The sequence below is a fragment of the Lentimicrobium sp. S6 genome (assembly GCF_013166635.1).
Taxonomy (GTDB): Bacteria; Bacteroidota; Bacteroidia; order Bacteroidales; family UBA12170; genus UBA12170.
The window spans coordinates 31,033-52,700 of sequence record NZ_JABKBZ010000015.1 but is presented as its reverse complement, the minus strand read 5'-3'; the positions used below and the strand labels follow the sequence as shown (position 1 = coordinate 52,700).

Here is a 21,668-nt window from a genome sequence, read left to right as displayed (position 1 = left end):
GAAAGGGCTGCATTGGCAGCCCTTATTTTTTATCTATCTTTTCTATTGAATAAGCTTATCTATCTTCCCAAAACCTTCAACATCTGATAATGATTTCGAAGAGCAACAAAGAAAGTTCTTTCCACATAATAGGGTAGCTCATATTTTTCTGCGGTCTCTTTCACCATTATGGATAGTTTTCTATAATGCACATGACTAATTTGCGGAAATAAATGATGTTCTACTTGAAAATTCAAGCCTCCAATAAACCATGAGAAGAATCTACTTTTAGGTGAATAATCAGAGGTGGTCATCAATTGATGAATGGCCCAATTATTATCGATATGTCCTTCTTCATCTGGCAATGGATATTCGGTTGTAGTCATCACATGAGCCGTTTGGAAAACGATTCCTAAAATAAAACCACAAACAAAATGCATGATAAAAAAGCCTAAAACCACCCAATACCAAGCGATAGGAATAAGAATGATTGGAAGCACTAAAAACAAGCTATAATACACAACTTTAGCCAAAATCAAATCTAAAAACAAGAAGGTATATGATTTGTTTTTATTCACCACCACTCCAGCTTTCTTGTATCCATAAAGCTGTTTAAAATCCTTATAGATAACCCAGGAAACAGTCATTAAACCATAAAAAAACCAAGCATAAATATGTTGGAATTTATGGATTTTGTAAAGCGGTTTGTGAGGAGAAAAACGGAGGATGCCTACCGGAGAAATATCTTCATCATGACCATCGATATTGGTAAAACCATGATGCATGGTATTGTGTTGGTGGCGCCAATTGGTAGGAAAGCCTCCTAAGAAATACATGGACTTACTCATTAGCGAATTCACCCAAGCTCGTTTGGAAAAAGAACCATGATTGGCATCATGCATTAAACCCATTCCTACGCCAGACATTCCTATGCCCATAATCGTCCACGCCAATAGCGTTCCTCCAACAGAAGGAATCCAGCCTAAGAGCATCATCAATAATGGAATCAGGTATAAACTTCCCATCACCACTGCTTTAAATGCCAGATTGAAGTTGCCGTATCTTGATAAATTATTGTCCTCAAAGTAAGCTTTGGTATTCTGCCTGAGTTCTTTAATAAAATCAGTATGTAGTTTCGATGTGAATTTTATTCTTGTTGTAGCCATGCTATTCTTCTATTTAGGTATTTGAATGCAAAAATAGAATTATATTTATAGTATGTCAAGCTGAATGAGAACCTTATTGTTAATGTATACTAAATGAAGAACTTGCCCTTTAAGGAAATCAAGGACAGGTTCTAGGGATTATTTTTTAATAAACTTACTTGTGAATATCTTATTTTCACTCTTGGCTTTTAGTAAATAAACACCTGGTTTAATATCACCAATTTGAATAATATCTCCAGAATTCAGAGTTTGGATTTTAATTAAACTGCCATGGATATTATAAATCTCAGCTTCAATTAATTTTGAATCCTCAAAATCAATCATTAGAAAATCTGTTGCTGGATTGGGGTAGAAAGATAAATCAGCATCTTGATTATTCATGATATTCAAAACATTTTGTTCAGAATAATAGTATTTGTCCTTATCTGTTAATTCTATTTCATTACTTTCCATATTCAGATACGAATATTCAATATTGAGTAGCATATGGAAGAAACTATTAATAAATCTGCTGGACGCATCATCTGAAATATTATCAAATGGCAATAATAATTGTTCAAATATGAAATCATTATTATAAGCCATTTGATCTGTGGAAAAATGTATCCAAGAGTTCTCTTCAACATCCCAAGCAAAACTATATTCTAATTCAAGGTTTCCTTGTTCATCATAACTAAATTCCGTTTTATTGCTAGTCACCCAATCATTAACTTCTTCATCAAAAAAATAAGAGAGTGATTCATATTGTTGCCATTCCGTATTACATTTCCCAATTTGTTGGAAATTATTAAACCAGCTTTCACCATCCCAATAATATCCATATTCTTCATATTGCAATAGTTCTTCATTCACCGCATAAGTATCTTTTGAGTAAGCATACCATTCTTCACCTTGCTCATACATCATCAATTCTGCGAGTTCACCATCCTCAGCATAAGTAAAAACTGCTTTTTCATAATAAATTCCATCTTCATCTTCATATTTAATAAGAGCCTCTTCCACTAGACCATTCTCACCATAGGCAAAATCTATCAGGATTTCTTCTTCCCATGTGGAATTCATCTGATTATAATAGGATAGACTTTGTTGACTCAATCTATTATTTTCATCATAAAAATAATTTTGTTTCTCCTCTCCAATCCATTCTTCTTCCCAATAAAAATAAAGCATTTCGCTGAGTAGACTATTATCTAAATAAGTATATAAAATCCTATCCTCAGTATTCCATTGCCCTTGATTATAGTCATCTGTAATAACGCTATCCAGTCTTTGCAAGATAGCTTTGTTTACTTGACTGGCATTATTCAAATTCAGCTGATTAACCAGAGAGATTTGTTTTTTAACTTGAGCTCTCAAGTCATGCGATTTAGAATCTATCTTCAAATTATTTTGGCCTATAACCAGTAGAGAGAATAAAAGAAGAGCAAAAAGTGTAAATGTGTTTTTCATAACTTTAATTATTAATTAATAATCAAATATAATATAATTATATAGCGTTATGAAAACATTTAAGGATTATTAAACTAAATTTTACTTTTTTTGCTTAATAAATCACAACTTACAAATCTAACATATATTACACCCTGTGGTTATTACTGCCTAATAAGAGCCTATCTGTAAACTAAGGAGTTTGATTCAGAAAGTTCGAATTCGAGGCTTGTGAAGAACTGAATAACAATAAGCCCCGACAGAAATCGTCGGGATGTTTGTTTTCAGTGCAAGTCTGCCTAGTCGTCAGACAGGCGCAACGAAGAAGTCGGACTTTATGGACAAACACTAATTACTCTCAATGGCTCGTACTTCCTCATGGAATAAATCCACTGGACCATCAAGCAATACCCCTATTACAGTTACATCTTTATCTTGAACCTCCTCTGGTACGTCAATATATAAAAGGCCCGGAACAGAACTCCAATATTGTTTCCCCACCACTTTATGCGAAAGTTTGGTTCCATTACCGACTACCCAAATCCTATTGATTTTATTCTTCAATCCTTTTATAAGTAATGGTCCATTGGGTTTGTTGTCTACATATAAATAAAGGATGGTTTTATCTTTTGATAAAGCGGTGTATCCATTAAAATGTTCTTTGGGAATTCCTTTTCTGGTTCCATAAATGGCTTTCTCATGCTTGTTGGTCCAACGGCCTAAATCTTCTAAAATAGCCACTTGTTCTTTGGGAATGCTGCCATCTGCTTTTGGTCCAATATCTAATAATAAGTTTCCGCCCATGCTGATGCAATCTACCAATATTCTAATGATTTGGTTACTGGTTTTATATTCTTTGTCATTATGCTGAAATCCCCAAGAATTATTCATGGTCATGCACAATTCCCAATATTCGTCGTGAGGAGGGTAAACAGGAACACCTTGCTCTGGAGTAGCATAATCTCCATAACCTTGTAATCGAGAGTTGATAATGGTCGTTGGAGTGGCTTTGAGTAAGGAAGCTCTTATATCTTTGGCTTTCCACATTTCGGCACTTTGTTCCCAATCGCCATCGAACCACCATAAATCGGGATGGTACTGATTAAGCTCATCCAACTGAGCAAAATTGAAGTCCACAAACTGATTCCATCTTTTAGCATCCTCCTCATATCGCTTTTGCTCACGTGTGGCATTTGGATAATTGGGATGAGACCAATCGAGTAATGAATAATAAAATCCAAGTTTTAAACCTTGCTCTCTAATGGCAGATACAAAAGGCTTGAGCAAATCCTTTTTGGCTTTGCTTTTATCCACCACATTTAAATCTCCAGCCTTGCTATCCCAAAGCGCCACTCCATCGTGATGCTTGGTGGTGAGTACCGCATACTTTGCTCCACTTTTTTTGATTAACTCAGCCCACTCCTTAGGCTCGTATTTTTTGGCATTAAAACCATTGAGCTGTTTCATATAATCTTCATGGGAGATATATCCATTAAAAAAAGACCAGGACTCATCAATGCCATCCACTGAATAAATCCCCCAGTGGATAAAGATTCCGAGTTTCGCATCTTTAAACCATGCTAGTCTTTCTTCTTTTGGAATTTCTTGGGCTTGTAGGCTTGAAAAGCCAAGTGTTAAGAGTAATAATAGAATTAGGTTATTTTTCATGTTTTTTCTTATTTAAAAATAGATTCCTCCCTCGCTTATGCAAGGTCGGAATGACATTCCTTTTATTCTTTTGGGGAGAGATGTTTGTGGCGGCTTTGCCGCCACAAACATCTCTCCATATATCGCTGACCTCGGGTCATTTCGAAAGACCGCAGGGATTGAGAAATCTTTTCTTCACGGATTTGCCATTATTAACCAAGGACGCTATCCCCTACGGGGTTATCATCCTTTACTTTGTCTTTTCCCCAACCAAAACTCCAGAAACACACCAAGAGCTAAAGCTAGAGCCTTCATTTTCTCCTTGTTCTATCACCACTTCTACTTTGTGTTTCCCTGGTTTAAGCTCATAAAGATTAATGAAATATGGAGGAGTTAATGTTGCTGGGCACCAATTGGAGCGACTCAAATCGGAGGAGGATAAACCATTCTCAAAATTCCCGGAAGCAGGATTCGACATGCGATAAGTTCCACAATCGGTACGCCAAGGAATATGACTAAACACTAATTCTCCATCGATGAAGACCTGATTGAGTTTAGGGTTAAACTCGTCTCCTCCACCCCAACCACCATGACCAGTTGTAGTAAAAAGCATTTCTAAATTCTCAATATTTTCAGGCAAATCAAATTCCATTTCTAGAGTGTCATTTCCGAAGAGCTTTCCATAATTCTGCCCCGACATTTCCATAATATTTACCGTATTGAACAATGGCTGAATATATTTCTCTGCTACCTCTCCTTCGCTCCAAGGCGGATAAAACTGCAGATTGAGGCTTACATAATGCCCTCCTCCATCATAATTACCAATAAAAACGCCTATCCAAACTTCATCTTCATCATTGGGAAAAACAGAAGTAATTTCTTGCTTATAGACCACAGAATCTTGCCACAGATAATTCTCAATTTCTCTGATATGATTAAAATGCGAAACGCCAAAAGAAGTAAAAAACCGCATCAGTTCAACAGGCGTATCGTATTGTTCATTACTAATAATTCCTTGGTAATGATTATCCATATTATCCATAAATACTGGCAATACTTCAAGGCTATCCTCTAAAGCATTTAGCATTGACATTTCTTTGTCTTGAGTAATGAGGAATAAAGAACCTGTTCTATCGTAGGCATCACCATTAGACCAATTGGTGATTGTGGCAAAAACACTGGCTCCTTGCTTGGCAATCTCTGGAACTTTTATCTTTTTCAGAATCACCGTTCCATTTGATAAGCGATAAACCACATCGGATTGTCCATGAGGAGGGTTTTCAATATCACCTTCAAAATTGATTTGTTGATGGTCGAAAACCGGAAAATTGGTATAGCGAGCCCTAATTTGAAGTTCACGAGCTTTGGCTTCGGAGATTTCTTTGGCCTCTTTAAATGGATAAGGGAGTTCCAAGGACTCGTCCAACTCAATAATCTCTGTTGCTCTTATTTCTCTACTTCCATTAATGACAATCTTTAAAGCCAATGCATTTGCTGGTAAATAGCTTTTATAGGGACTCCCTTTGGCTTGAGCATCCTCCGTAAACCAAACTTCTATGGTATTGGAAAAAGCTTTAAAAATAGCCTTCTTACATTTATAACCCAGTATTTTTTCGGCCTTCTCCATTTTCTCAGGAGCAGCAATTTCCGCAAAAGGAATCACCGTTTTATATAAGACTTCATCATAAGTCATGATGTCCACATTCACCTTTCTATTGAAATCGATATAGGCTTTATTTTCAGACCCCTCCGAAGACAAATAAGCCACTCCATCCATATATTTAAAAGAATAGGAATAGGTGGAATCGAGTTTATTATTATTAAGCCTTTGATATTTCACTTCATAGTTTTGAGCCCATAAAAGATTCGAAAAACCAAATACTATAATCGCTATTAATATTGACCTCATTTTTATCTTTCTAATGATTATTTACTGATGGTTTTAAATACCCAAACATATTTACAAGGCGCTTGCTTCTGTAATGATTTAGGAATTTCTATATCAAAGCCCTCCTCTGTCTTTTTCCATTTTAGTTTTTTAGGAGAACCCAATAATTGGATGTTTTTAATTTTGGAATCCTGTGGAACTGGAATATGAATTTTTGTAGGCAAACTGCCTTCGTCTTCTTCTGCCATATAAAAATAATATACTTGCCCTTCTTCACCTTGAGTTAAGCAAATATTATCAACTTTATAGGGGAAGATAGCTTTGCTTCTATAAATAGCTTCACTATTGACAGCCATCCAATCGCCATATTCTTTCAATAAATCGTAAGCCCCTTGCTGCCATTTTCCTTCTGGAGTTGGCGCTACATTTAAGAGTAAATTCCCTCCTTTGGCTACGATGTCAACCAAAAGTTGCACCCCTTCTCTACCACTCATATATTTGGCATTCTTGGTATGTGCCCAACCTCCACCACTGATGATACAAGATTCCCAAGGATAGTCTAAGGTAGATTCTGGAACTCGATTTTCTGGCGTCAAATAATTCTGATTAATGCCATGAACGGCTCTATCCACGACTAATAAATCAGGACGGATTTGTCTGGCTTTCGCCACCAACTCGTCCATCTTAATGTCTTGATTCACCATGCGATGTTTAATATAGCCATTTTCTGTGGCTGCTAGTTGTTTGTCGTACCAAGAGGTGATGGTTTCTTTACTGTCTTTGGCCACCCATCCTCCGTCGAGCCAAAGAATATCAACTTTACCATAATCTGTCAGTAATTCTAGAATCTGATTATGGGTGAAATCCATATATTTCTGCCATTTTTCAGGATTGGCTTCTGGCTCATAATTCACATTTCTATCACGTGGCGGATAATAAGGGTCCCAATATTGAGGATGGTGCCAATCGGGTTTAGAGAAATAAGCTCCAGCCCACATTCCTTTTTCTCTAAAAGCATCAAATATTTCTAAAGTCACATTCGATCTGGGATTAGGGGAGAAAGCGCATCCCTCATCGGTAATTTTATAATCGGTATATTTAGAATCGAACATACAAAATCCATCGTGATGCTTGGTGGTGAAAATCATGTATCTAACCCCTGCATAATCAGCCGCTTCTGCCCATTTCTCTGGGGCAAATTTCACAGGATTAAAAGTCGTTTTTAAAGCCTCATATTCTTTCACATAAGCATTATAGTTCTCTGGATTTTCTCCCATTTTTCTTTCGCACCAGCCATATTCTTCTGGTGATAATGACCAAGATTCTACTATTCCCCATTGGCTATAAGCTCCCCAGTGCATCAATAAGCCGAACTTCAAATCCTGCCATTGGGCAAGTTTTGCTAGAACCTCTGGATTGGTTTCTGGCACATATCTCTCCTCCTCGTAAATGGCTTGAGAATAAGACATGGAAATAAAAAATATTGAAATAAAAAATAAAAGAATAGATTTTCTCATGATTGTTTGTGTTTGCACAAATCTAAAGAGAATTTTGGGGATATGGAATTGGTGGTTTTCTGATTTTTAAACTATAGCTTATTCCAAAATAATCAATTTATATAGCATGTTAATGCACTTTTAATTATCATTTTTCCCACTTTTTAGCATCACATAAACGGTACTCCCCTGACCCTTTGTACTTTCTATATTGAATTCGCCTCCTAAAAGCTCAATAAACTCTTTACAAATAATGAGACCTAAACCTGTCCCCTTCTCTCTTTCAGTACCATAATTTATTTTTATTTCATTGCCCCCTAAAATCTCGTGTATTTGATTTTCATCCATTCCTATGCCCTTATCTGTAATGCTAACTTTCAGATAGTTTATATCATTTACAGTAAGCTCTTGGCTACTTATTATTATCTCACCACCAGAATAAGAGAATTTTATGGAATTAACGACAAGGTTCCTGATAATGGTATGAAACAGCTTTTTATCAACCATAGCATAGCTATCTTCATTCATCCCATTAACAATCTTAATATTTTTAGCTATGGCTAGGTAATTCAATTGAGTAATAATAACATCTACTTGAGGTTTTATATCTTCTGACCTTAATATAATATGGTTTGAGTTTTTACGAGTAAGCTGCCAATTAAGAATATTTTCAAGTAAGTCATAGGTGTTTTTACTGGATTCATTAATACCTATTAGATGGCTTAATATTTCCTCTCTCTCAAAAGAACTAAAATCTTCGACTAAAAAATTGGTCATTTGCATAAAGTGACCCAATGGATTTCTAAGATCATGGGCCAAAACCGAAATCAAATTGTCCTTCATTTGATTCGATTGTAGAATTGATTCCTCATTCTCTTTATTTTTGGTGATATCGATGGCATTAAAAATTACAGAATTAGCATTCTTATAGGATACCCTTCCTTGGAACCACCGTTTTTTACCCTCAATAATCAATGGGTATTCAAAAACCACTAATTCTTTGTTTTTCAGACACTTTAAAAAAGCGTTTCTATATAGAACAGCTGTATCAACATCCACAATTTCTGTAATATTCATACCTATTAATTCATTCGCAGGTTTTGCCAAAAGACCAGGTTGAGTGGCGGCAACACTTAAGTATTTACCATTTTTATCGAATTCAATAATAAGACTATCTAAAGAATTAAAAATCGCTTTCAACCTTCGCTCATTCAATTGTATTTTTAAAATAGCATGGACTAAAAGACCCAATAGAAGGCTGATAACAAAAGAGCTGAAAATAAGAGATAAATACAAAAAGCGATCTTGATCATAAAAGGCTTCCCAACCGTCTACAGGCTTTGATGCCATAACCCAAATCCCATAGGGGAGATTAATGATTACCGTTTCCGGATCACTATTAAAAACCTCCTCCTTACCATAAAATACTTTCCCTTTAATCCCCGTACCGTTATATCCTCTTAAAGCAAATTCAAAATCATTTTCAACCGTTTTTAATTCCGCCTCATTAAATAAAGCATTCATATTTATAACGATATCGGCAACTCCCCAAAAAACACCAGTTTCGGTAATGGTTTTATCAAAAACCGGAGTGTAACTAATGAAGGCAACGCCTCCTTCAACCAAATCTACTGGACCAGCTACAAATGTCTTTCGAGTTTCAATGGTTTTATTCACTATTTCGGCTCGTTCAGGATGATTTAGTAAATCGAGTCCTATAGCAGCTTCATGACCTTCGAGTGGATAAATAGCTCCAATAATACAGTCTTTAGACAAGGCCAAAGAACCAATAATAGTATCATCTTTTGCAAAGTCCTGTGCAAGGATATTGAATTCTTCAGTGGTAATATTGGGATTTAATGAAACAAAGGAAGCTAATCCTTTAGTATAATAGATACGCGAATATAATGCTTTTTCAAGTTTTGATTTTTTTCCAATTAATACATCAAGTGTAGCCGTTCTAACATCTCTTTCCCACTGCCCACGTTGAAAACTGGTATATCTGTAAGCCATAAAAAACAGAAATAAAAAACTTAAAATGGTTACGAATATGGCTCGAATATAATTATTTTTGAATATCATAGATCCTGTTTGTTGTTTCACGCTCTACTACACGAGCTAAATTAACTTTACATAAGGAAGCATGGTAAAAATAAGTCAAATAATTATACAATCAAAAGGATATGGAGATATTTTTGAGTTCCCCTATGGTCAGGTGATATATAATGATATGAACCACTATAGAATAAGATTATATTGCTTATGATGAAATATTTTTCTTAATCCTTAAATATTTCATTAAGCCTCTGGCTCAGATCTTCATGTTATATGTTTTTCGCCAAAATCTCACCATCTGGATTTATAAATACAGAACTAGGATTTCGGAGTTTTCTATAAATATTCTCACCTAGCCTGAAACACCTTCTATTTTTTTATTATGTTGAGAATCTATTCAGATTACTTTGGAGTCCTTAAATTCAAACAACTTTATTTCACGATTATTTAATCCGGCTTCATGATTATATTATTTGATTCATTTAGTAGGAAAGAATATTATTCACATAATAGGCTTCAGGTGTATTGGTATCCAAAACTATTTCTGCAATTTCACCTTTTGGGACTAATATTTGACAGGATTTAATTCCAGATTTCCAGATATCCATCCTCTTGTTCACAGAAAAAGATTCCCCATTTTTATAATTTACCAACATGTGCACAGGTATTGGAAAAGAACCAAGGTTTTCTACATTGATTGTTATTTCATCTGTCCCATAATCAATCCTTCCTATTCCGATATCAGCATATCCTAGATCAAAAAACCAAGGCTCCCAAAACCAGCCCAAATCCTCATTAGCTACTTTATTGAAGGCATAAAACATATCATATGGAATTGGGTGTTTGTCTTTCCATTGTTCGGTGAACTCTCTAATGGCCTGATAAAATTTATCTTTTCCCATATAATCAAATAACAAACTGAAAGCTGTTATTGGACGAACATAGGTCATGAATCCAGAAGTAAAATCTCCAGCACTATGGGTTCCTGTCATAAGTGGAATATCTATGGCTAGTTTGGCCGATTCTGCATGATACTTTTTATTGACTAATGGGAATATTGATGCTTCATCAGATTCCATGAATTCTACTAATGCTGAAATTCCAATGATAGAAACCAAGCCTTCATCCATCCAGCCATATTCCTGCTCATTGGTGCCAACATAAAAAGGGAAATAGGTATGGGCAATTTCATGTGTGGTGGTAAACAAGGTACTAAACTCATCTTCTTCTCGATCGTTAATCATAGCGGGGAATTCCATTCCTTTTGCTTCTCCGTTAAAGGCAGTGAATAGTGGGTATGGATAAAGAATGGCAGGCACAATATTTGAATAATATTCAATGGATTTTTTACTGATTTCAGTCACCTTTCGAAAATTTTCAGAATTCTTATTATAAACCGAATTTACCAATACTCTACTATCTCCAACTTTTGCACTTGTCGCATCCCATAAATACTTATTACTCACGATAAATGCAAAATCAGGCAAATTACTGGCCTTAAATCTCCAAATATGTTTTTTACCCGCTAATGTAATTTTATTTTCATCTCTATCATTTTCATCGATAATATGAATGACTTCATCTGATTTGGAAGCCTCCTCTATTCTCTGAATATATTTATCACGAAATATTTCTTTGGTGTTTTGCAATACACCCGATGACCACACATTATATTCTGCCGGAACAGTTATCTCCACATCAAAACCACCATAATCACTGTAAAACTCAGCATTTCCAGTATGTCCAAAAGTATTCCAACCCACAATGTCGTCATATACACTCATTTTTGGATACCAATACCCCACGCAAAAGCTGCTTTCATCATAAGTTCCAATTCTACGCATGGCAGAAAGCGGCATCAATTGTTGCCATTCAACTTCAATTTTAGTTTCCGAAGCAGGATGAACTTTATCTGGAACTGGAAAAACCAATATGGTGGAATAATAGGTCATAGATTCCAGTTCTATTTCCATCCCATTAACTTTTATGCTTTTAATTTGAACTCCATCGTGAATACTATTGGCATCCAAATAAGAATCTCTAGCTTCTCCTTTCTTATATAAATTTTGGAACAAATTCATATAAATCCATGATAAGGTATCTGGGCTATTATTATAATATCTAATGATTTCGCTACCAACTAATAATTTGGTGTCGGGAAAAAATTCTGCCTTAATTACATAATCGGTTTTGTTTTGGAAATAGTTTTTCCCAGCCCTTCCTTCATGTGTCCTTGTTTCATTCTCATAAGCTTGTTTATACTCCCTAGGCATATATAACTCATTGGTTTTTTGCGCCAAAACAGGCCCTATGCATAATGCAAGAACGACCATCATTAAAAATCTCACTTTCATCTTTTATCATTTACATCCACTTACAGGACTATTCCATAAAAAATAGTTACAGTTTTTAGATTAATTGTGTCTGAAAATTGATATTTGTGTGCTTGGCTTGATCTGTACCAGATTTGTTATATGCTATATTATTTCCTAAAATCCCCTCCATAGAAATAAGAATATCCCAAAGTATAGATCACGAAAACGCCTTAGGCAAAAGATGCTCCCCAGCCTTTTCAGCAACTTCTCTTACTCGTTTTTCTCTGGTTTCAGCTCGTTTAGCCATCACTATCCATGCCAATAATCCTTTGCGCACGGATTTACTCAAGCTCAGAAAGAAATCTTTGGAGGATGGATATATTTTAAAAGACTCCTCTAAATCATTGGGGATGATAAGTTTTTCCACATCATCTAAAAGGACCCAATTTCCGTTTTGTTTTGCCTTTTCAATAATTTCTAATCCGGCAGGGAATATCAAATCTTGTTGCGATAAGTGGGCTACTTTATCCTTATTGATTTTTGACCAGATGCTATTGGCTTTTCTTTTGCCATAATACTGCATATACCTCTCCGAATCGATGGACTTTTTTACACTATCAATCCAGCCAAAACACAAAGCTTCGTCAACGGCATCACTCCAAGAGATGGTTGGCGTTTTTGAGCTTTTCTTGAATACGATCAGCCACACAGCATCCTCAATTAAATGATTTTGTTCTAGCCATTTTCTCCATTCTTGTTTATTGGCAGGGCAGATGCTTTTTATTTCGAGTTTGCTCATCAGGTTTAATGGCTTTATGATTTAGTTTATCAAGCTTTATAATTGACCAGCATTTTAAAATACTGAGGAATCTCTGTATTAAAAGTCATTTCTTCGTTGGTAAGAGGGTGAAACAAAGTCAATGAAGCAGCATGAAGCATCAATCTTTTAATGCCTTTATCTATCCTTCCGTATACTTTATCACCTAGCACAGGATGTTCTTTTTCTGCTAAATGAACACGAATTTGATTTTTCCTCCCTGTAAATAGCTGTATTTCGAGCAGACTATATTTACCCGATTCCTTAAGTACTTTATAACCAGTTTTGGCTAGCTTACCTTTAGCAGAGTCTTTTACAGAATACACTATATACACCTTGTTTTCTGCAAGATAAGAGATCATCTCGCCTTCTTTATCATCTAGCTGACCATGTACCACCGCAAAATAGGTTTTGCTAAAAGTAGCCCATTCGTCTTGTAAATAGCGTTTCACTTTTTCGCTTTTGGCAAAAACCAAAATTCCAGAGGTGTCTCTGTCCAAGCGATGCACTATAAATACTCTGTTCTTGGATCTAACATTTCCCTTTTTCACATAATCATTCAGAATAAAATGTGCTGTTTTATCTTTTTCCTTATCAGTACTCACCGCTAACAAGCCACTTTCTTTATTCACCACAATAATATCCTGATCTTCGTAAAGAATGACCATTCCCTTAGGTGCATGTTTCTTAGAAGGCTTTTTAAATATGATTCTTTCTTTCTGCAACATTATGATTATTAAGAGGTTATTAAATGGTTCCTACCGATAAGATATTTCTCGATCGTGAAGCCAAAAGTATGGAAAGAAATTATAAAGGGAGCAATAATCTTGATTTATTTAGTGTAGAATTCCAAAGGAATGAAAAATGACTTTCTGTATGTCTCAAATAGCTGAATCAGTAATTTCCATTTGTTTCATCATAAAAGACCTGCTACTTATAATATATTTTTTTCAATATTTGCCTCACCATATTTTCTATTTCATTTGGCAACCTAGGATCATATTGAGAGGAATTTACTTTATCGTAATAAACAATTTCATTGGATTCTGTGTTAATCATTATTAATCTTAAATCAATTTCAGATTCTGTTGAGTTATTGATAGGAATCATTATGGTATTACTCTTTAATTGGGCATTTCTAAAATAATGAGGAGGATAAGCGGCAAGATGATAACCTTCTAAAAATATCATTATAGCATATTTGCTTTCCCAAATTATTTCCTGTTTCATAAAAATATTTTGTGCCGAAATATTATTCAAATATTTTGGGGAGGCTTCTAATTTTTCAAATAAATCAGACAAACCTAAAGCATCTGGTTTTAGAGTAATATTCTTAAATACATACTTCCTATCCAATATATCTTTGCTAACACTATCTATTAAGTTTTCATTTAATATGGATAGCTCAATATCCATAAATACCTCTTCATTGTCATGAGCAAAAACCTGCACATAAGGCATGATCATGATTAAGGTATCCACCTTCTGTTTATCCTTCTTGAAAATCTTATCGTATTTAATGGGTGTGAAACTCATTAAAAATAAGGTGAGTATTCCTAGTAGGAGTATTTTTGAAATTCGGGAAATGGCTTTTTTTATCTGCATTTGTTTTTCTAAATATGAATAAGGAAGATAGTGTTTTAATGTTTTTCATTTGCTATGTGGGGAAATTACTAACGTTTGCATATGAATAGTTGCCGAGTTCGGGTCTCAAAACTATCAAAACCCACTATGCTCGTGCGGGCTACAACCCTTTATATTATTAACATACGGCAATTATTTATGATGCGTTGTTCTCAGCTGGCATTTCTTATACTTCAATCTCTATTTCATTTTCTAACCGAATCAATTCATAAATAGGAATATCAGAACCTAATATTTCAATGGACACAGTAAGAGCATAAGGTACTTCATTCATATTCTTATCCCATCCTTTATGTCCTCTAACCGCAATACTAATATCTTCTGGCAATTCATAAGACCGAACTATAGTCCAATCCTTTTGTAAACTACTATTTGTTCTATTTATATCCGCTACTGTACCTTGGTCTGTACGGTTTTTTATTTTCCAATCAAAATTATGAAGTTCATTGCGAGCACCTCTATCATAAGCAAGTTCGGTTTCGCCTGTTTCTTTCAAGGCATAATCTTTAAAATCTTCAAAACGTTCACCAATTTTTGCGGTTGACCAATCAAGCCAAGTCGATAAATATGATTTTGTTTTTTGCCTTGTACGACGTACCTGAGCTGAAAAAGCTAAAGTAATTTCTATTAGGATATCATACTCTTCGCCTTGCCCTCTTAATTCTTCTGGTATTTTTAATGAATACAAATGAGCTTCTTCAGCCTTGATATTACCAGTATTATAAAATGTTATTCTGTGCTCTGAATTTTTAGTGACTCTTTCAAGCGATGGTAAACCATAGCCAAAATGCTGTATGCTTGTTTTAGATGGCGTACGGAAATGATTATTAGGTAAACGTGCACCTTGAGCAATAAAGGCTCTTATCAGGTTGCTTTGCTCTTCAGGATAAAGTTGTTTAAGAATAGCTGCAATATGTGCAACTTTTGGTGTTGAAAAAGAAGTTCCAACACAATCTTTACTCATAGCACCACCACCATGCAACGTTGAACGAATAAGTTCTGGTGATGTAACTTCATGTTCTCTGATTTGGTTAAACCCATTCCTTGAAGAAACAAGACCGCCACCATACTCAACTACGTCTGGTTTAATTTTTCCCCAAATCCCTGTTCCAATGCGAGAGAATGGAGATACCTCATCTGCACCTCCAATAGAAGTCCAGTATTCATCTTCAAAAGGAGTATAATTGATTGAGCCTACCGATAAAGCAAAACTACTTTGTGATGGATTTGCCAATCTGCATAATTTTTCTTCAAGGTATTGAGGGTAAGGCTTTCCATTATTTAAATAATTTGCAATATCTTGAAATGAAATATTTCCTACCGAAACCAGAAAAAGCAAATCTTCTTCATAAATCACTTTATCAATTATTGCAGCCCATGATGACATATGCCTTGTTCGGTGTGGAGTCTTCGCACATACTGAAAGGTTAAATATTTTACAATCAGAATTATTCGACACAATTTTTTGAACTAATTCAGCAGGATAATTATGTGATAATTCATTATTATCATCAAGAACTCTTATGTTTCTTATGAAACAAGGTAATTGGTATGGGATTGGCAAATCAGTCAACCCATTAGGGTATAAAATTGCTCCAGCAACTTTAGTTCCATGTCCGCCTCCAAGAACATGGTCTACAGTTGAATCATCGCCTTCAATATATGATTGAGAATTCTCTTTTTTTATGGCAGGAGCTATATATTTGTGATTCTCCATAATACCACTATCAATTACTCCAACTTCAATAGAGCCCTCATTGGGTGGCAATATATCAATCTCAATTTCAGGAACTTCACTATCGGCACCTTCTATTCCTGTAATTTCTTCTATTTCAGAAATTTCAAAAACAAACTGATAATTAACAACAAGGTCTTTCAAACCAGTTCCTGATATAGAAACTTCACAACCAAAGCTATCTTCTAGATAAACAATCGAACTTGTTATTACTCCATAGTGATTTATGAACTCTTCAAAATGAGATTCCCTTTCCATTAAAAGGTCATCTAGCTCTATTTGTTTTTCCCTATACTTACGCAGCCTTGATTCACCACCCCTTTTAGTAGGGTCAGGCTCTTTACCTATAGATTTTGCAAAAGCTATCGAGACTTCTACATTATAAACTTTATTATCCTCAATTTCATGCCATTTAGAGTATAACTCTTCAGAAAGTATATGTTTAGGTTTCCAATCATTTCTATTACCTTCAAATATTTCCCAAAAGTTTGCAATTTCTCCTGTTCCTCGTTCTGATTCTACAAAACCATTAATTTTATTTTCAAGTGTACGGAAGTTATCAAGAGAAGCTCCAATAATATATCCATCCTCTTCTTCTGAAATGACTTCTATTCCAAATGATTCTAAATCAAATTCAGCATTAATTATTTCGGGGTTAATTTGAATGAATATTGGAATTATTTCTTCATTTAGCGTGGCAAGATTCTCTTCATTTCGAAGATTGATAGATTGTTCCCAATTCGATTTGTTACCTGTCGTCCAACGCTGTAATTTTTCGCTATGACCTTTTCTATCTTCTTTATTTTCTCTAGTTCTGTTGTTTTCGTTACCACCTCCATGGTAGCGAGGTTTACCTTTTAACTTTTGAACAAAATTTAGGTGAGGAAATTGTTCCATTGATTATCGATTAATAGCTTTATTCTCATCTAAAGCTGTATCCAAATCCTCAGAAGAAATTTCGTTGTTTAAATTTATAATAGCCTTTTTTGCAGCGTCGTTGGCAATTTTTACAATAATTGCATAAGACATTCCGAGCATTTTTTTCGAATAACTTGCAAGTTTAATTTTGTTATTAATATTCAAAGCAGAAAAACAAACAGTTAATAATTGCTTAATTTCACTTTCATTAGGTTTTGGTAACTCTATGAAATCATCAAATCTTCTAAATAAAGCATTATCTAAACTTCCTTCTAGGTTTGTGGTTGCTATTAAAATTCCTTCACCATCATATTCCTCAAGCAAGCCAAGAAGTATGTTAACAATTCTATGAATTTCCCCAACATCATTGGACGATATGTTTCTTTGTTTTCCAATTATATCAAATTCATCCAACAAAAGAACACATGGATAATCCTCAATACTTTTAAATAAATTTTGAAGATTAGAGGCTGATTCTCCAAGATAAGAAGAAATAATAGAGTCAAATCTCACTTTATAAAAAGGTAATCCCAATTCCCATGCAATACGTTCTGCACCCATAGACTTACCACATCCAGAAGAACCGTAGAACAATATTTTTTTTCTAGGTTTCAATCCATGATGGGCTAACCTTTCGCGTGCTAGGTATTCTTTTTCTATTCGTAATATTTTACTCTCTACCTCAGAAGTCAAGACCATTTCATGTCTTAAATGGTCATGTTCTATATGTGTAGCTAAGGGTAATTTATATCTTCTATCAACTGGAACTTTATAAAGGATATCTTTGGCAACTTTTAAATTAGGTGTTGGTTCCAAGATATCAATAAAACTATCAGCAAGTAAATCATTAAGTTTATTAGCTAGTTTAATATGTCCTTTGCGCTTTTCATCCTCAATAATACTATATGCAACTTTCATCAATGGAGTATCTTTCTCTCCATTAATTGACTTAAATAACCTTGTTAAAAGTGCTTGATTCATAATGATGCAAAGTTACAAAATATAATTCGTTTTAATATTAAGTTGCCATTTAGTATTTTATACCATTAAAAACTACTGCTATTTCGGATTTCACTCTTCATGCTTGCTGAGAACTTGTTTATATAAGTAAGTTTCTTCAGTATACTTGCCGCCATATGAGTAGGTATACTGAAGTTTGGTAAAATTAACCCAAATACCTATACCACCAAAAGGATGTACTTAAAAACTTTCAATTTATTCAAATTATGATTGACATGTAATCTCTTAGAAATTAAAATTTTCACATTTCTAAAAAAAACCATCTCTCATTCCAAAAAAAAGTTCTTTATTTGCAATCAGAAACAAACAACATGATTTTAAACATTGCTACATATTTTTATTTCTTCTTTTATTGGACACAATAAGAGCGGGGAATTTATATGTAGTCATACAAAATATAGAGCCCCTTTTTGAAAGGGGCTTTTTTTATGCAAAATATTATGAATTTATATAGCAGCATTTTTTCTTATTTCTTTTTCTGGTATTTCTATTATGGAAACACCCGAGACTGTATTGTATAGAAAAAATGAATTATACAAATCAAAGCGTCTCGGGAAAATATCCTGAGGCGCTTTTTTTATTTAAGAATACTTAATCAAAAAAAATGGTAGTAAGCATACAAGGAATTAAAGGGGCATTTCATCAAGAAGCTGCTGAAGAATACTTCGGACAGAAAACAGAGATATTACCGCAAGTCACCTTTCAGGGTTTAGTGGATTCGGTGAGCCATGAGGAGGCTGAATTTGGGATTATGGCTATAGAAAATACCATTTCGGGTACCATTCATAATAACTTCAACTTGATTCGTCAAGCCAACTTGCAGATTATAGGTGAGGTATATTTGCGTATTGAACAAAACTTGGTAGCACTCCCCGGAACTCGTCTCGACCAACTCACACAAGTAGAATCACACTATATGGCCATCAATCAATGCCGTGAGTTTTTCCGAAGCCATCCTCATATTAAACTAGTGGATGCAGAAGATACCGCTATGAGCATGAGAAATATTGCGGAAAACAATCTTCAAAATGCGGGAGCCATAGGTAGTAGATTGGGTGCAGAGCAATATGGTCTGGAAATCATAGCTCCAAGTATTGAAACCAATAAGCAAAACTATACTCGTTTTCTCACCCTAAGAAAGCGAGGAGGGCAAAGTCCAGAAGATTTCAATAAAGCTTCATTAGCACTTTTACTACCACATCAACAAGGTAGTTTGGCAAAAATCTTAAGCATTATTGATATTTACGGAGTCAATCTGAGCAAAATAGAATCCATGCCTGTTATAGGAGAACCTTGGCACTACCTCTTTTACATCGATGTGCTTTTTGATAAAGTGAAAATATATCAGGATATGTTACAAGCCATCCGCCCACTCATAGATGAGCTGCATATTCTAGGTGAATACCCTTTTGGACAAAAATCATTTAATAATATTAATAATACCGATTATGACACCAGCAAATAGACTACAAACTGTAGAAGAATACTATTTCTCTAAAAAAAGAGAAGAGATTCTAGCTCTGGAAGAAAAAGGCATGAATATCATCAATATGGGAATTGGAAATCCTGACCTTCCTACTCATCCACAGGTGATTGCAGAATTGGAGCAAGCGGCTTCTGAAATGGGCGCCAACTATTACCAATCCTATAAAGGATTGCCTGAGTTGAGAAATGCTTTTCAAAATTGGTATCTGAAAACCTATCAAGTTCAACTGAATCCTGAAACAGAGATTCTGCCTTTGATGGGTTCCAAAGAGGCCATCATGCACATCCACATGGCCTTTTGTAATCCAGGTGATGAAATACTGATTCCCAACCCGGGTTATCCTACCTATGCCTCAACGGCCAAACTTTTGGCAGTGAATGTAAAAGAATATGGTATAAAAGAAGAGCATAATTGGCAACCCGATTTTGAGGAGTTAGAAGGCCTTGTTAATGAAAAAACCAAAATTCTTTGGATGAATTATCCTCATATGCCAACTGGTGCAAAAGCTCAAAAAGAAAGCCTAAAATCTTTGGTGGCCTTTGCCAAAAAATATCAAATACTATTGGTGAATGACAATCCATATAGCTCCATTTTAAATGATGAAGCCATTAGTATTCATTCTTTTTGCGATAGAAACGACCCTGTTATTGAACTCAACTCATTAAGCAAATCCCATAATATGGCAGGCTGGAGAGTAGGAATGGTTTCCGGAAATGCAGAAATCATTAACCATATTTTAAAGGTAAAAAGCAATTTTGATTCTGGGATGTTTAAACCCATTCAGAAAGCAGCTATAAAAGCCATGGATTTAGGACAAGTTTGGTTTGATAGCATCAATGCGGAATACGGCAATAGAAGAGAAAAAATTTGGAGGATGCTAGATATTTTAGAATGTGAGTATAAAAAAGATGGAGCTGGGCTTTTTGTTTGGGCTAAGATTCCCAAGTCTTTTGAGTCGGGTGAGAAATTTAGTGATCACCTACTTTATGAAAAGGGCATTTTCGCTAGTCCGGGGAGCATATTTGGCAGCAATGGGAAACAATATATCCGTTTTTCTTTATGTGCACCTCAAGCAGACATAGACCAATCCATGGAGCGTATCACACAAAAAACTACCGCCTAATGAAAATTTGTATTATTGGATTAGGGCTCATGGGTGGCTCTATGGCCATCGACCTAAAAAAGCGAGGATTCACCAAGCATATCATAGGGGTAGATAATAATAAGCTTCATGCCCATACCGCAGAGAAACTAGGCTTAGCAGATGAAATATGTGATCTAGAGGAGGGTGTGAAAAAAGCTGATTTAATCGTATTAGCCACTCCTGCCAATGTGAGTTTACATCTGCTTCCAAAGATTTTAGACCAAGTGGAAGAACAAGTCATTACCGATGTGGGGTCCATTAAAAAGAGCATCTGTGAACGAGTAAAGAGTCACAGCAAAAGAAGTCAGTATGTAGCAGCCCACCCAATGGCTGGTACCGAACATTCCGGACCATGGGCTGCTATTCCTAATCTCTTCGATGCCAAGGCTGTTATTTTTACAGAAGCCGAAAACAGCAGTAAAGAAGCTATAGAAATGGTGAGTCAACTCTACGAAACTCTAAATATGCCTATAGTTTATATGAGCGCCAGCAATCATGATATTCATGCAGCTTATGTGTCTCATATTTCTCATATCAGCTCCTTTGCTTTGGCTTTAACAGTTTTAGAAAAGGAAAAGAATGAAAAGAATATTTTCAATTTAGCCAGTGGTGGCTTTGATTCCACGGTAAGATTGGCCAAAAGTTCAGCTGAAATGTGGACGCCCATTTTTGAGCAAAATTCAGAGAATATAACGGCTGTTTTGGATAATTACATTCAGCAACTCCAATTATTTAAAGAAAATATCCTCCAAAGAAAAACGGAGGATTTAAACCAAATGATAAATAAAGCAAATAGTATTAAACGCGTTTTAAAAGCCTAAATAGTGTTCGGCTATAAAGTCAGACTTCATTGTTGTTGCTCAAAATCCAAATCCTCAAATACTCCAGTATTCTGCGGTTTGAATTTCTCACACGCCTCGAACCTTAACT

15 protein-coding genes are annotated in these 21,668 nt (G+C 35.1%); 3 read left to right on the top strand and 12 right to left on the bottom strand.

Annotated elements, in window-relative coordinates; all coding sequences use genetic code 11:
- Positions 1–59 precede the first annotated feature (59 nt).
- From HNS40_RS07415 to HNS40_RS07360, 12 genes are all read right to left on the bottom strand, one after another.
- Positions 60–1,145, bottom strand: coding sequence for an acyl-CoA desaturase (locus tag HNS40_RS07415; RefSeq protein WP_172279255.1), 1,086 nt, complete (start codon positions 1,143–1,145; stop codon positions 60–62).
- 138 nt (positions 1,146–1,283) lie between these two features.
- Positions 1,284–2,594 carry a T9SS type A sorting domain-containing protein gene (locus tag HNS40_RS07410; protein ID WP_172279253.1) on the bottom strand — a complete coding sequence of 437 codons (1,311 nt, stop codon included), beginning with the start codon at positions 2,592–2,594 and terminating at the stop codon, positions 1,284–1,286.
- A gap of 327 nt (positions 2,595–2,921) precedes the next feature.
- Positions 2,922–4,241 carry an alpha-L-fucosidase gene (locus HNS40_RS07405; protein ID WP_172279251.1) on the bottom strand — a complete coding sequence of 440 codons (1,320 nt, stop codon included), beginning with the start codon at positions 4,239–4,241 and terminating at the stop codon, positions 2,922–2,924.
- A 229-nt stretch (positions 4,242–4,470) separates the two neighbouring features.
- A complete protein-coding gene (locus HNS40_RS07400) occupies positions 4,471–6,129 on the bottom strand; it encodes a PNGase F N-terminal domain-containing protein (RefSeq protein WP_172279249.1) in 1,659 nt (552 codons plus the stop codon).
- 17 nt (positions 6,130–6,146) lie between these two features.
- On the bottom strand, positions 6,147–7,625 hold the full coding sequence (locus HNS40_RS07395) for an alpha-L-fucosidase (RefSeq protein ID WP_172279247.1): 1,479 nt from the start codon (positions 7,623–7,625) through the stop codon (positions 6,147–6,149).
- A gap of 120 nt (positions 7,626–7,745) precedes the next feature.
- Complete coding sequence (locus tag HNS40_RS07390; RefSeq protein ID WP_172279245.1) at positions 7,746–9,686, bottom strand: ATP-binding protein; 1,941 nt, start codon at positions 9,684–9,686, stop codon at positions 7,746–7,748.
- A gap of 455 nt (positions 9,687–10,141) precedes the next feature.
- On the bottom strand, positions 10,142–12,013 hold the full coding sequence (locus tag HNS40_RS07385) for a M1 family metallopeptidase (RefSeq protein WP_172279243.1): 1,872 nt from the start codon (positions 12,011–12,013) through the stop codon (positions 10,142–10,144).
- A gap of 178 nt (positions 12,014–12,191) precedes the next feature.
- A complete protein-coding gene (locus tag HNS40_RS07380; protein ID WP_172279241.1) occupies positions 12,192–12,773 on the bottom strand; it encodes a YdeI family protein in 582 nt (193 codons plus the stop codon).
- Between the two features lie 29 nt (positions 12,774–12,802).
- Positions 12,803–13,519, bottom strand: a complete 717-nt coding sequence (locus tag HNS40_RS07375) for an RluA family pseudouridine synthase (RefSeq protein ID WP_172279239.1) — start codon at positions 13,517–13,519, stop codon at positions 12,803–12,805.
- 202 nt (positions 13,520–13,721) lie between these two features.
- A complete protein-coding gene (locus tag HNS40_RS07370; protein WP_172279237.1) occupies positions 13,722–14,396 on the bottom strand; it encodes a hypothetical protein in 675 nt (224 codons plus the stop codon).
- Positions 14,397–14,601: 205 nt separating this feature from the next.
- Positions 14,602–17,067 carry a S8 family peptidase gene (locus HNS40_RS07365; RefSeq protein ID WP_172279235.1) on the bottom strand — a complete coding sequence of 822 codons (2,466 nt, stop codon included), beginning with the start codon at positions 17,065–17,067 and terminating at the stop codon, positions 14,602–14,604.
- 3 nt (positions 17,068–17,070) lie between these two features.
- Complete coding sequence (locus tag HNS40_RS07360) at positions 17,071–18,069, bottom strand: AAA family ATPase (protein ID WP_172279233.1); 999 nt, start codon at positions 18,067–18,069, stop codon at positions 17,071–17,073.
- Positions 18,070–18,712: 643 nt separating this feature from the next.
- On the opposite strand from HNS40_RS07360, the gene HNS40_RS07355 reads away from it, so the two are divergent.
- The 3 genes from HNS40_RS07355 to HNS40_RS07345 are packed head-to-tail and all read left to right on the top strand — an operon-like array spanning position 18,713 to position 21,559.
- Positions 18,713–19,573 carry a prephenate dehydratase gene (locus HNS40_RS07355; RefSeq protein WP_172279231.1) on the top strand — a complete coding sequence of 287 codons (861 nt, stop codon included), beginning with the start codon at positions 18,713–18,715 and terminating at the stop codon, positions 19,571–19,573.
- On the top strand, positions 19,557–20,717 hold the full coding sequence (locus HNS40_RS07350; protein ID WP_172279229.1) for a pyridoxal phosphate-dependent aminotransferase: 1,161 nt from the start codon (positions 19,557–19,559) through the stop codon (positions 20,715–20,717). Before HNS40_RS07355 ends, HNS40_RS07350 begins: the two co-directional genes overlap by 17 nt.
- Positions 20,717–21,559, top strand: coding sequence for a prephenate dehydrogenase (locus HNS40_RS07345; RefSeq protein ID WP_253916271.1), 843 nt, complete (start codon positions 20,717–20,719; stop codon positions 21,557–21,559). Before HNS40_RS07350 ends, HNS40_RS07345 begins: the two co-directional genes overlap by 1 nt.
- Positions 21,560–21,668: the final 109 nt, after the last annotated feature.